Below are 13,388 nucleotides of genomic sequence, written 5' to 3'. Positions count from 1 at the left end.
CGCACAAACAGTAGCAATGCAAGCCATTGAAGCAGTGAACGGAACGATTACGACGCCAAAAGGATTTAAAAGTGACGGCATTCATACGAAAGTGAAAAGAAAGCGTAACGACCTGGGTGTCATTTATTGTGACCAACCTGTTGCAGCAGCAGCAGTCTATACATTGAATCAAATTCAAGCAGCGCCGATCGCTGTTACAAAAGAAGCGATTCAAACCAATGGGAAGATCCAAGCTGTCGTTGTAAATAGTGGTCATGCAAATGCATGCACAGGAAAACAAGGGTTAACTGATGCGTATGAAGTGCAGGAAAAAGTCGCAAAAACATTCGTGATTCAACCAGAAGATATCGCAGTCGCTTCAACGGGCTTAATCGGTGAGCGAATGAAGATGGAAAAAATCATTCCAGGCATCGAAAAACTTGAACCTGTCGCAACAAATCAAGGTGCAGAGCAATTTGCACAAGCAATTCTTACGACCGACACGTTCACGAAGTCGGCGTGCGTACAAACGATGATTGACGGGGAAGTCGTTACAGTAGCGGGTGTCGCTAAAGGCTCAGGAATGATCCACCCGAATATGGCGACGATGCTCGGGTTTATGACTACTGACGCGAACATCAGCCATGAGGCGTTACAACGTGTATTGTCGAACGTGACAGATCAGACGTATAATCGCATCACTGTTGATGGCGATACTTCAACGAATGATATGGTGCTTGCGCTTGCAAGTGCAGAAGTTGATCATGCGGAGTTAAGTGAAACACACCCAGAGTGGCTGCAATTTGTTAGTGCAATGCAGGCGGTTAGTGAATCATTATCCAAACAAATTGCCCGAGATGGAGAGGGAGCAACGAAGCTAATTGAAGTTCAAGTTAGTGGTGCTCCAACAGATGCGGATGCGGGTAAAATTGCAAAGCAAATCGTCGGTAGCGATCTCGTGAAAACAGCAATTTATGGAACAGATGCCAATTGGGGACGAATTATATGTGCCATCGGCTATGCTGGCGTAACGATTGATCCAGACACGATTGATATTGCCATTGGATCATACGACACATTGTTAAACAGTGAACCTGTCATGTTTAGTGAAGAAGAAGTGCTCGCCTACTTAAAAGGTGAAGAAATTACGATTCATGTTCATTTACATGTAGGTGAAGGTGTCGGTAAGGCTTGGGGATGCGATTTAACGTACGACTACGTTCGCATTAATGCGGGGTATCGAACATGAGTAGTGATTATGTTGTCATCAAATGTGGTGGCTCTGTCGTAAATAAATTGTCAGCTCCATTTTTTCTAGCAATTAAAGAGTTGCAAGACCGAGGCAAGAAGCTCGTCATCGTACACGGCGGTGGAAGCGATGTGAATGACATGCTAGAAACGATGGACGTCACGTCAACGTTTGTTGATGGACTTCGCAAAACAACGCCTGAAGTGATGGCAGTTGCTGACTTAGTGTTTAACGGTAAAGTGAACCCAGCGATTTGTCGTGGTGTTCAAAAAGCTGGCATGAAAAGTGTAGGGCTCTCTGGATACGACGGCCCCCTCATTCAAGCGAAGCTACTAGACGAAAAAAAATTCGGTCTCGTAGGAGTTGCTGAACATGTGGACCCTACGCTGATTGAACTGTTAGCAGAAGCTGGATATGTTCCGGTCATTTCACCAATCGTCGCAGGTCCAGATGGAATGCGGCTGAACATGAATGCAGATACGGCGGCTTCTCATTATGCTTCTGCATTGAAGGCTGAAGAAATCGTCTTCGTTACGGACGTACCCGGAATTATGAAAGACGATCAATTAATTGACCATCTTACCGATGATGAGGTTAATACGCTCATGGAAGACGGCACGATTTACGGTGGGATGATTCCAAAAGTAAAAGCAGCACTGCATTCGTTATCAGGGCGCATTCAGACAGTACGAATCGTCGGAGCATATAGTCGAGGATTAGGAACGTCGATTACGAAACAAGTTCAACTTCACGGTTCTTAAATAGGAGAGTATTGGTATGCAAAATCACCTTTTTAATACGTATAAACGATGGGATTTAACCTTTGAGAAAGCTTTTGACAGTACGATTATCGCAAATGGTCAACCGTACCTCGATTTAATGAGTGGAATTGGAACCGTAAATCTTGGCCACAACCATCAAGGTGTTACCGATGCGATACAAGAACAGTTACAAAAAGGGATGCATGGATCGAATCTTTTTCATTATGAGCTCCAACAACAAGCAGCAGACAAACTAGCTTCCTTATCAGGCTTAGATTATGTGTTTTTCGCAAATAGTGGTGCTGAAGCAAATGAAGCAGCGATCAAACTTGCTCGAAAAGCAACAGGAAAACACGAAATTATAACGTGTGAACAATCGTTTCATGGTCGAACGTATGGTGGCATGGCAGCGACAGGCCAGGAGAAAGTTCGGCTTGGTTTTGGACCGAATTTGCCTGGTTTTTCTTACGTACCTTTCAACGATGTAGAAGCCATGAAAGCGAAGATTACTGAAGATACAGCGGCAATTATGATTGAAATTGTGCAAGGTGAAGGTGGTGTTCATGAAGGGATCACTGAATACTTACAAGCGATCGAGCGGATGGCAAAAGATGTAGGGGCTCTTCTGATCATCGATGAAATACAAACAGGAAACGGGCGTGTAGGTGCTGCATTTGCGTATCAACAAATTCCATTGTCGCCTGATATTGTGACGACTGCAAAAGGTGTTGCGAACGGATTTCCCGTCGGTGCAATGATCGGTAAGAAAGAACTTGCAGATTCATTTAGTTACGGAAGCCATGGCAGTACATTCGGTGGGAACCCATTGGCAATGGCAGCGGTGAATGCGACTTTAAATGAGATGAATGATCATCTATTTGAATCCGTAAAAGAAAAAGGTGATCTCACGTTATCGCTCCTAAAAAAAAGGCTTGGACAGAACGATGCAGTGAAAGAGATCCGCGGTAAAGGACTTATGATTGGGATTGAACTTGACATAAAGTCCAGTGATGTCGTTTTAGAACTACAAAAGAAAAACATTCTTGCATTGCAAGCGGGTGAGTACGTAGTAAGGTTGTTGCCACCTCTCACCATCGATTCAACAATGCTTGAAGAAGGAATACAAACGGTTATACAGACGATTCAAGAGTTGTCAGCATAAAGGAGATGAAGACGATGAAAGGGTATATTGTTTTAGAGAATGGTGAAGTGTTCACAGGTAAGATCATCGGTGGTAATGAGTCAGGTACATACGGTGAAGCAGTGTTCTTCACGGGGATGACTGGCTATCAAGAAGTGGCGACCGATCCATCTTACCGGGGTCAAATTGTCATTTTCACGTACCCGCTCATCGGGAATTACGGCATTCAAGATTACACATCTCAAAGCGAAGAGTGGCAAGCGAATGCGCTAGTCATTGGCGAATGTTCGGAAGAAGGATACCACTATTTATCAAAGAAAAGTGTCATGAATGAAGCGAATAACATGAATGTTCCAATCATTGTCGATGTTGATACGAGAGCGCTCGTGAAATGTTTAAGAGAGCAAGGAGCGATGGGTGCTGTTATTACAACAGATTTGGATGGTATTGATTGGTCGAATTACCAACCTGTCGATGAATACCCGTTCGTAAAGGAAGTATCAACAAAACAAATCGAAACGTATGGAGCGGGAGAAACGCATATCGCATTGTACGATTTCGGTCATAAAAGAGCGATGATTCAAGAGCTTACTCAATTAGGTGCCAAAGTAAGCGTCGTTCCATTTGATACACCGTATGAAACGATTCAACATTTGGATGTCGATGGTGTATTGTTCTCAAATGGTCCAGGTAACCCGAAACAACTGGAGCATGAATTGCACATTTATCGAAAAGTAGCGAGTGCTTATCCAACGTTTGCTATTTGTCTCGGTCATCAACTTTTAGCGCTAGCATTCGGAGCGGATACGAAGAAGTTAAAGTTCGGTCATCGAGGAGCGAATCAACCCGTATTAGAAATTGCTACACAAAAAGTTGATATGACGGCTCAAAATCACGGTTTTGTCGTTGATGATGAGACGATTGGTCACAGTGAAATGCAAGTGACACACGTCAACATTAACGATGGGTCAATTGAAGGGTTAAAGCATGAAGAGCTTCCGCTTTTTACCGTTCAATATCATCCAGAAGCAAGCCCTGGACCGAAAGACAGCCACCCACTTTTCCATCAGTTTTTTGCATCCATTGAGAAAAAGAAAGAAGTGACCATCCATGCCTAAACAACAACATCTTAGAAAAATCCTCGTATTAGGATCAGGCCCCATTGTAATCGGGCAAGCAGCAGAGTTCGACTACGCAGGTACTCAGGCATGTTTGGCTTTGAAAGAAGAAGGGTGTGAAGTTGTTCTTTTAAACAACAACCCTGCCACTGTCATGACTGACGAACAATGTGCAGATCGTGTCTATTTCGAGCCATTAACTGTAGAAGTATTAACCAAAATTATAGAAAAAGAGCGACCTGATGGACTGCTCGCAAGTGTTGGCGGTCAAACGGGCCTCAACTTGGCTCTTGCAGCTTACAATGAAGGCATTTTTGAACAATACAACGTTCAGTTGTTAGGAACATCCATGCAATCAATTCAACAAGGAGAAGACCGCGAATTGTTTCGAGCGTTAATGCATGACATTAACGAACCCGTTCCTGAAAGTGAAATTGTATCGACTGTAGATGAAGCCGTACAATTTGCAAATGTTGTCGGGTTTCCGATTATCGTTCGCCCTGCCTATACGTTAGGAGGCGCAGGAGGCGGTCATGCATACTCAAAAGAGCAACTAAAGGAGATTGTTGCTGGAGGACTAGCGGCGAGTCCGATTACTCAATGTTTAATTGAACAGAGCATTGCAGGGTTTAAAGAAATTGAGTACGAAGTGATGCGTGATGATAACGATACGTGCATTACGATTTGTAACATGGAAAACATCGACCCTGTAGGTGTTCATACAGGAGATAGCATCGTCGTTGCACCATCGCAAACGTTAAGTGACCATGACTATCAAATGCTTCGTTCTGCTTCAATCAAAGTCATTCGAGCACTCGGTATCGTTGGCGGATGTAACATTCAGTTTGCGCTTGATCCGTCAAGTAATCAATATTATCTCATTGAAGTAAATCCCCGTGTCAGTCGTTCTTCAGCGCTTGCTTCAAAAGCAACAGGTTACCCAATTGCAAGAATTGCAGCGAAGCTTGGTGTCGGTTATCACCTTCATGAGTTGAAAAACCCAGTTACTGCACATACGTATGCTAGCTTTGAACCTGCACTTGATTACGTGATCGTGAAGTTCCCTCGTTGGCCGTTTGATAAATTCAAAGATGGAAATCGAGAACTTGGAACGCAAATGAAGGCAACTGGCGAAGTCATGGCGATTGAACGAAACTTACAAGCTGGTCTTCAAAAGGCTGTCCGTTCATTAGAAATACCAGTCGATGGCTTAAAAGTAGCAAGCATTGAAGCAATTGCAACCGATGAACTAATCCAACGAATTGAAATAGCGGATGATCAGCGTTTCTTTACATTACTTGAACTACTCCGAAGAAACGTGACCATTGATACATTGCACGAACAAACAGGCATTGATCATTTCTATTTGCAACACTTCAAGCGTTTAATTGAGTTAGAGCAGTCAGCGGAGAGCCTGGAGTTTGAAGGCGTTGACCGTGATACATTATATGAATTAAAGAAAAGCGGTTTTACAGATGTGGCGCTGGCGAAAGCGTTGAATACAACCGAGCAGAATATTACGCAGTTACGAGAGCGTTATGATCTGTATCCGAGCTATCAACAAGTGGATACGTGTGCGGGAGAGTTCATGGCAGAGACGCCGTATTATTACTCTACTTGGGGTACAAAAGGTGATCATCACTTAACAGAGAAACCGTCTGTGCTAATTGTCGGTTCAGGTCCAATTCGAATCGGGCAAGGGATTGAATTTGATTACTGTTCTGTGAGTGCCGCCCATTCATTAAAGCGCATGGGTTATGAAACGATTATGATTAACAATAACCCAGAAACGGTGAGCACAGACTATGAAACTGCTGACAAACTCTATTTTGAACCACTCACTGCAGAGGACGTCATTCACGTAGCAAAACGTGAAAATGTTCAAGGTGTGCTATTGCAGCTTGGAGGACAAACAGGCGTTAAGTTAACCGAAGCGCTCGAAAAAGCTGGAATTCCTTTATACGGGGCAACATTTGATGTAATCGATCAGTTGGAAGACAGAGGAAGATTCTATGAGTTAATGCAAACGTTAGACATTCCTCACATTCCTGGTACAACCGGGATGAACGCAGCGGATACTGAGATGAAAGCAAGTGAGATCGGATATCCAGTGTTGTTGCGACCATCGTACGTAATTGGTGGAGAAGGCATGGCGATTTTTACGAGCGAGGCTGAATTAAAAGCGTATTTGAACGACTCACTTAATGAAGTCGCATACCCGATTTTAATTGATCGTTATGTTGCAGGGAAAGAGCTTGAAGTAGACGTTGTTACAGACGGTGAGCAGTGTTTTATACCAGGAATCTTTGAACACGTTGAAAAAGCAGGTGTACACTCCGGTGACTCGATGGCCGTGACACCACCGTACTCCATCCCTGATTCATTGAAAGAAACCATTGTTTCATATACGACGAAGATCGCAAAGCATGTAACATTTGTCGGCTTATTCAACATTCAATTTGTTTATGAAAATAACACGTTGTACGTAATTGAAATCAATCCGAGAGCTTCTCGTACAGTCCCGATTTTTGCAAAGATTACTAATATAGATCTCGTTGATTGTGCTGTTCAATTGTTGCTCGGTAAACCATTTGAAGCGTGTGTACCGTCTGTTGGTCTTCTAGAAGAGCCTTCATTTTACTCAGTAAAAGCTCCGGTTTTCTCAACCGAAAAATTACCAGATGTTGATATGCTCTTAAGTGCTGAAATGAAATCAACAGGTGAAACGCTCAGCTTCGGGTCAACCGTCGAAGAGGCATTCCAACAAGCCTTTGCATGGAAAGATGATCAAACACCGAAGATCTACACAGAAAAAAGCGGCTCGATCTTTGTGGATGCTGGAGACGCGCAACAATCACTTATTCGTACCGATCTAGAAAAGCTAGAGCAAAGTGGGTTCACAATCGTTCAAGGCTCTAGTGAACAATTCAATGAGTGGATAACGACAGAAGATGCACGTTTATACGTGAGTATTCCAGACCTCGGATCAAAACATTATAAAGATCAGCGCGAAAAAGCAAAGCGCAATCGAATTCAATTAACGACGCATAGCGAAACATTACATGCACTCGTTCAAGGAATTGACTTTAAAGAACGACATTCTTTATCGCTTGATGAATGGCAAAAGAAAGACTTACAAAGGACGTGAGACGATGCAACAGCAACTGACAACAGGTGGTATGGTCGGTAAAGATGTGTTAACATGGCTTGATTTTACAAGTATTGAAATCGAACGATTGCTTCAACAAGCACTCGTTTTAAAAGAGCAATTACAAGAAGGAATTCCCCATGAGACGTTAAAGGGGAAGTCACTCGGAATGATTTTTCAAAATGCATCGACGCGTACGAGAGTCTCTTTTGAAGTCGGCATGACACAACTTGGTGGCCATTCATTATTTTTAAGTGGCAAAGATATGCAAATCGGTCGAGGAGAACCGGTTCAAGACACAGCGAGAGTCATGTCTAGGTATGTGGATGCGATCATGATCCGCGCCAATGATCACGAAATGGTCAAGAAACTCGCTGAAATGAGTGAAGTTCCAGTCATTAATGCTTTAACAGACGAAGATCATCCTTGCCAAGCCCTTGCTGATGCGATGACATTGAAAGAGCAATTCACCGATTTGCACGGTCTGAAGGTTGTATATGTTGGGGACGGAAATAATGTTGCGATTTCCTTAATGATCATTTGTGCCAAGTTAGGCATTCATTTTACGATGGCAGCACCAGTTGGCCATACTGGAGACGAAGCAATGTGGGAGAAAGCAAAAGCTGTCGCAAAGGAAACCGGCAGCATCATCGAACACATCGTAGATCCTCATGAAGCAGTTCAAAATGCAGATGTGATCTACACGGACGTATGGACGAGTATGGGTGCGGAAGAAGAACAACAAAGTCGCATTGAAATCTTCAAAACGTATCAAGTAAATGAGTCGCTTATGGAAGCGGCAAAACCTGAAGCGAAATTTATGCATTGTTTGCCTGCACACCGCGGCGAAGAAGTAACAGAAGACGTACTAGAAGGAGAGCATTCCATCGTCTTCGACCAAGCAGAAAATCGCTTGCACGTTCAAAAAGCAATCTTGCAGAGTGTTATTGGCTAATGTAGCTGGTTGAGAGGCGAACCTCTCAACCGGTTTTTTTGTATGGATTAAGTCTGGGGTGCGGCGGGTGAAGAGTGATGAAGCGTGGAACAAGAGTTGAGGAGCGCGGAACAAGAGTCGAGGAGCGTGGAACAAAAGAGTGTGTGCGCGTAGCAAGAGTCGTGGGGCGCGGAACAAGAGTCGAGGAGCGTGGAACAAAAGAGTGTGTGCGCGTAGCAAGAGTCGTGGGGCGCGGAACAAGAGTCGTGGGGCACGGAATAAGAGTCGTGGAGCGTGGCACAAGAGTCGTAAAGCGCAGAACAAAAGTGGGATAACGGTTATAGCGCTTGGTTGGCACTTCGGGCTTGGCTTGATCTATAGCAATCACCAAGTAATACCAACAAAAAATTCTCACGTCAACACTGTTACTTTTTAGCTGATGAAAGTTGCGCTACAATGGAGAGAGTGAACCAGAGAGTAGTGATGAAATTGAATCGACACGTTTTAGGTATAATTTTATTTGGAATTGTTGCGATTAGCAGCTATTTAATGCTTGATCTATTCACGCCTTTGCCAGAGTGGGGAAATATTCTAATGGCAATTGTAGCTGGGTTTCTCGTTGAGTTTCTCGTATTACGTCGTTCGTGAAATCTTTGTCCGTTGTACAGGCGCAAAACCCTTGTTTAATCATAGGATAGTTAACGATTAGAAAGGGAGGTACCCATGCAACGAACGTACGCAGATACAGTGAGGAACGGGCGGTATAGTGGCTATGTAGAATACCCTTATCGCCAAGCGTATAGTCAACGTCCTGTTCGCCATCAAGGTCACCATGGTCCTCATGGAAAAGATGAACGATTTTTTGGTCCATTCTTGCCCTTTTTGGCAGGCTTAGCGGTCGGACCATTGTTCTTTGGCGGTTTTGGTGGGGGATATGGTAAGTACGGTCCACCAGGACCTCCTGGGCCACCGGGACCCCCAGGACCACCGGGATATTTTTATGGGGGACCGAACTACGGTCCTAATTATGGTCCGAATTTCGGACCCAACTACGGTCCGGGTTTTGGACCGAACTTCGGCCCGAATTTTGGACCGAACTTTGGTCCATACGGACGACCAAGACCGAAATGGTAACCTTTTGCCACAGATGAATCTATTCATCTGTGGTTTTTGTCATTGAAGTCGACGATGATCTGCATTATAATTGGTACTAGGTCATAATACTAAGTGTAAACTAAGCTAGAACTAGGGAGGCACGGGGATGCGACGAGCAGGGATTTATGGTGTAGGGCGTTATACGGACGGAAAAGTTGTCAAGAATTCGGAATTTGAACAATCACTTGATACGTCAGATGAATGGATTCGTTCAAGAACGGGCATTGAACAACGTGTATTTGCACATGATGATATAAATACTTCGGACATGTCATATTATGCGGCATTGGATGCATTAAAAAATGCTGAAGTAGATCCTTTAGAGCTTGATTTGATTGTTGTAGCTTCAGTAACAGGAGACTATTTGTTTCCATCAGTATCCACATTGATCCAAGAGCGACTCGGTGCTAAAAATGCTGCTGCAATGGACGTTGGTGCAGCTTGTGCAGGGTTTATATACGGAGTCGTTACAGCGAGTCAATTTATTCAAACAGGTACATACGACAAGATTCTCGTCGTAGGTGCTGAGAAGCTTTCTAAAGTAACGAATTTTGAAGATCGCAACACGGCAGTATTATTTGGAGATGGTGCAGGTGCTGCTGTAGTTGGACCAGTTGCAGACAACCGAGGAATTGTTTCCTTTGAGCTAGGCGCAAATGGTGCAGGTGCAGATCACATTAAAGCGGACCCGCAAATTATTATGAACGGACGTGAAGTGTTTAAGTTTGCCGTTCGTCAAATGGGTGACACGTGTATGAATCTCGTTGAAAAAGCGAACTTAACGAAAGACGATGTGGATTTCCTCGTTCCGCACCAAGCGAATATACGAATTATGGAAGCTGCAAGACAACGATTGGATTTGCCGAAAGAGAAGATGGCTGAGACCGTTCACAAGTATGGGAATACATCAGCGGCATCCATTCCAATTGCTCTTGTTGAAGAGTTAAATGATGGTAAGATTAAAGACGGAGACCTTGTCGTCATGGTAGGCTTTGGCGCCGGCCTTGCATGGGGTGGAATTGCACTTTATTGGGGTCGTTAAATCATTTTTTGTATTAAAGGAGAGAAGAAAATGACACGTCGTGTAGTAGTTACAGGGATGGGTACGGTTAATCCTTTAGGAAATGACGTTGAACGCTCGTTTGGTCGGGCATTAGCTGGAGAAACTGGAATTGACTATATGGAACGCTTAGATCGAGAACTGTTTAATGTGCATGTCGCAGGGGAAGTGAAAGACTTCAATCCAGAGCAGTATATGGATAAAAAAGACGCGCGTAAAATGGACCGCTTTACTCAATACGCGGTTGCTTCTGCGAAAATGGCTCTTGATGATGCGAAGTTTGAGATTAACGACGACAACGCTACGAGAGTTGGCGTCTGGATTGGATCAGGAATCGGTGGTATGGAAACGTATGAATCACAATTTCGCACGTTTTTAGAAAAAGGTGCTCGAAGAGTGAGTCCGTTTTTCGTACCGATGATGATTCCGGATATGGCTGCTGGACAAGTATCGATTCGATTTGGAGCAAAAGGAATTAACTCTTGTACAGTAACCGCATGTGCTTCAGGAACAAATGCGATTGGGGATGCGTTTCGCGTCATCGAACGCGGCGAGGCAGATGCGATGATTACAGGGGGTAGTGAAGCTCCGATTACGAGCATGGCAGTAGCTGGTTTCGCATCGGCAAAAGCAATTACGACGAACGACAACCCTAAGGAAGCATCGCGACCATTTGATGCAAATCGTGATGGATTTGTAATCGGTGAAGGTGCTGGAATTTTGATTCTTGAATCATTGGAAAGCGCACAGGAACGTGGTGCTCATATTTATGCAGAGATCGTTGGCTACGGGGCAACAGGGGATGCGTATCATATGACTGCGCCTGCACCTGAAGGCGAAGGTGCTAAACGTTCAATGGAACTTGCAATTCAAGATGCGGGTATTGATAAAGCAGACGTTGGTTATATCAATGCGCATGGAACGAGCACACCATACAATGATAAATACGAGACGATGGCAATCAAGGACGTGTTCCAAGATCATGCCAAAGAGCTAATCGTAAGCTCTACGAAATCGATGACCGGCCATATGCTCGGTTCGACGGGTGCAGTAGAGTCAATCTTTACAATTAAAGCGTTAGAGAACCGAATCGCACCACCGACGATTAACTTGCATGAAAAAGATCCAGAGTGTGACTTGGATTATGCGGCGAATGAGAAAAAAGCGTTTAACGGAGATGCCGCGTTGAACAATTCATTCGGTTTTGGTGGGCATAACGCAACCCTACTCTTTAAACGATTTAATCAATAGTAAAAAGGCTTGTCATGTAAATGGCAAGCCTTTTTTTATTCCGTGTGAACCGTTTCATGTGCTTCTTGAAGCTCGCGGATGGAGAAGTCAAACGTCATCTGCAAATGGGGGTAGTCAGGAAAGTGCGTCCAGCGGCCACCCCATTCAAACCCGAGAGATTCAGCAATTTCAGCGACTTCGTACCAATCCGATTTGCCATTTCCATTTCCGTCATAGTCAATGTCCCAAATGACTTCTCCAGCATCATTCATGAGGGCGTAATCGATTGCAAGCCCATAATTGTGGTACGATTCACCGCCTTGTGCGTGGGTGACAATTTGTCCGTCATCTTGCCTGCCTCTTGCATAAAGCTCATCTTGTTCAGCGAATGTTCGATACCCATCTGTTATGACGATTGTAATTCCGATGTCAGAAGCTTGTTCAATTAACGTTTCTTTCTTTGAGACAATTTCTCGGTGTAATTCTTCTTCTACAATGATTTCTTCAGCGAGTGCTTTGCGTTCAGATTGTTGTTCTTCATAAAAATGAATAACGAAAAAAATAACGAGTACAAACGATAATGTAAATAAGAAAGAAAGGAATGCTCTCACCTGTACACAAGTCTCCTACAGAAAAAAAACTCGCCATGAGTTATTCGATGTCATGGTCGAGTTCATCTAATGATAATTGTTCATCTAAAAACGAATGAAGGTAATCTTTGTTTAATTGTGAGTCGAAAGAAATGATTTCTTCATCTTTATTCAAAGAGTATTCATAAGTGTAACTATCTCTATATGGAATGGTAGTGGCTGCGATTGAATCAGATGCTGAATTAATATAATCCGTGCTGATTCTAAACAATTTACCAGTAGGTATATTCGTTTCTAGATGTGTCGTGAACGCTGCAATTAACGTTTGTGCATCACGAACGGTCATATTGTCGAGCAAATAATCGTGAATGTGCGATACGATTTGTTGGTGTCGGTTTGTGCGATCAAACTCCCCTTGACTTGCGTCTCGAATATAGTGCACGAAATCTTCTCCATAATATCGTTGATTGTCAAGGTTGATTCCTGTTGGAGCAATCGTATTAACCATGCTCGCGAATCCTTCTATATCTACCTTAACGAAATAGTCAACTGATAATTGGAAGTTTTCTAGTAGTGTGTCTTCTAAAAGCTCTAGTCCCCCTAGTTGATAAACAGAGCCTAGCTTATGATTCTGATGTCCAGGTACTGATACGTAGCTGTCACTAAGCAATGATACGATTCTTGTATCGCCATCGGCCGGGTCAAATTGAGCGAGCATAATTGCTGAACTGTTATTTGACTCTTGATCATTAACTGAGAACATCAGCACTTGAAACGGTTCGTCGACCGCCTCAATGTCACTAACAGATTCGTTGATCGCTTGTTGAGCATGTAATGTTTGCTCATCCAACTCATCAGATGCAATGAGACTGTTCGTGCTTTGAAAACCCAGTGGAATCGCAACCAGCAGAATGACAAGAACAAGAAGGAAATAGACCTTGTTGATTGTAACTTTGCCAAATAAAAGGTCGTTAATCTTTCTCATTGCTGTCCCCCTCCGTTTCGACTCATAATTATAACAGA

General features: G+C 43.6%; 13 protein-coding genes. 11 read left to right on the top strand and 2 right to left on the bottom strand.

Going from position 1 to position 13,388, the window contains the following annotated elements:
• The first annotated feature begins 16 nt into the window (after nt 1–16).
• From argJ to fabF, 11 genes are all read left to right on the top strand, one after another.
• The gene (argJ, locus tag JOD17_RS03140; RefSeq protein ID WP_204696038.1) at nt 17–1,228 is read left to right on the top strand and encodes a bifunctional ornithine acetyltransferase/N-acetylglutamate synthase; all 1,212 of its coding nucleotides are present in this window, start codon (nt 17–19) and stop codon (nt 1,226–1,228) included.
• Entirely contained in the window at nt 1,225–1,989 is a 765-nt protein-coding gene (argB, locus tag JOD17_RS03135; protein WP_204695673.1) for an acetylglutamate kinase, read from the top strand. The genes argJ and argB overlap by 4 nt, the downstream gene beginning before the upstream one ends.
• A 16-nt stretch (nt 1,990–2,005) precedes the next feature.
• Nucleotides 2,006–3,151 (top strand): acetylornithine transaminase, encoded by a 1,146-nt coding sequence (locus tag JOD17_RS03130; protein WP_204695672.1) that lies wholly within the window; start codon nt 2,006–2,008, stop codon nt 3,149–3,151.
• A gap of 14 nt (nt 3,152–3,165) precedes the next feature.
• Entirely contained in the window at nt 3,166–4,248 is a 1,083-nt protein-coding gene (locus JOD17_RS03125; RefSeq protein WP_204695671.1) for a carbamoyl phosphate synthase small subunit, read from the top strand.
• Nucleotides 4,241–7,396, top strand: coding sequence for a carbamoyl phosphate synthase large subunit (locus JOD17_RS03120; RefSeq protein WP_204695670.1), 3,156 nt, complete (start codon nt 4,241–4,243; stop codon nt 7,394–7,396). The genes JOD17_RS03125 and JOD17_RS03120 overlap by 8 nt, the downstream gene beginning before the upstream one ends.
• A gap of 4 nt (nt 7,397–7,400) precedes the next feature.
• Nucleotides 7,401–8,351: an ornithine carbamoyltransferase gene (argF, locus tag JOD17_RS03115; RefSeq protein ID WP_204695669.1), complete on the top strand. Its 951-nt coding sequence runs from the start codon at nt 7,401–7,403 to the stop codon at nt 8,349–8,351.
• Nucleotides 8,352–8,428: 77 nt separating this feature from the next.
• Nucleotides 8,429–8,665: a hypothetical protein gene (locus tag JOD17_RS03110; protein WP_204695668.1), complete on the top strand. Its 237-nt coding sequence runs from the start codon at nt 8,429–8,431 to the stop codon at nt 8,663–8,665.
• Nucleotides 8,666–8,795: 130 nt separating this feature from the next.
• The gene (locus JOD17_RS03105; RefSeq protein ID WP_204695667.1) at nt 8,796–8,978 is read left to right on the top strand and encodes a hypothetical protein; all 183 of its coding nucleotides are present in this window, start codon (nt 8,796–8,798) and stop codon (nt 8,976–8,978) included.
• 75 nt (nt 8,979–9,053) lie between these two features.
• Entirely contained in the window at nt 9,054–9,464 is a 411-nt protein-coding gene (locus JOD17_RS21250; RefSeq protein ID WP_239575183.1) for a hypothetical protein, read from the top strand.
• 127 nt (nt 9,465–9,591) lie between these two features.
• Nucleotides 9,592–10,527 carry a beta-ketoacyl-ACP synthase III gene (locus JOD17_RS03095; RefSeq protein ID WP_204695666.1) on the top strand — a complete coding sequence of 312 codons (936 nt, stop codon included), beginning with the start codon at nt 9,592–9,594 and terminating at the stop codon, nt 10,525–10,527.
• Nucleotides 10,528–10,557: 30 nt separating this feature from the next.
• Nucleotides 10,558–11,796 carry a beta-ketoacyl-ACP synthase II gene (gene fabF / locus JOD17_RS03090; RefSeq protein WP_204695665.1) on the top strand — a complete coding sequence of 413 codons (1,239 nt, stop codon included), beginning with the start codon at nt 10,558–10,560 and terminating at the stop codon, nt 11,794–11,796.
• A 35-nt stretch (nt 11,797–11,831) separates the two neighbouring features.
• Here the strand turns inward: fabF and JOD17_RS03085 are convergent, their stop codons facing one another.
• Nucleotides 11,832–12,386 carry a M15 family metallopeptidase gene (locus JOD17_RS03085; protein WP_204695664.1) on the bottom strand — a complete coding sequence of 185 codons (555 nt, stop codon included), beginning with the start codon at nt 12,384–12,386 and terminating at the stop codon, nt 11,832–11,834.
• A gap of 40 nt (nt 12,387–12,426) precedes the next feature.
• Complete coding sequence (locus JOD17_RS03080; RefSeq protein ID WP_204695663.1) at nt 12,427–13,350, bottom strand: LCP family protein; 924 nt, start codon at nt 13,348–13,350, stop codon at nt 12,427–12,429.
• Nucleotides 13,351–13,388 lie beyond the last annotated feature (38 nt).

Origin of the sequence: Geomicrobium sediminis (assembly GCF_016908595.1) — a bacterium.
Taxonomy (GTDB): Bacteria; Bacillota; Bacilli; order Bacillales; family Marinococcaceae; genus Geomicrobium_A; species Geomicrobium_A sediminis.
Note: the sequence above shows the minus strand (reverse complement) of the source record. Positions and strands in the feature narration are given on the sequence as shown.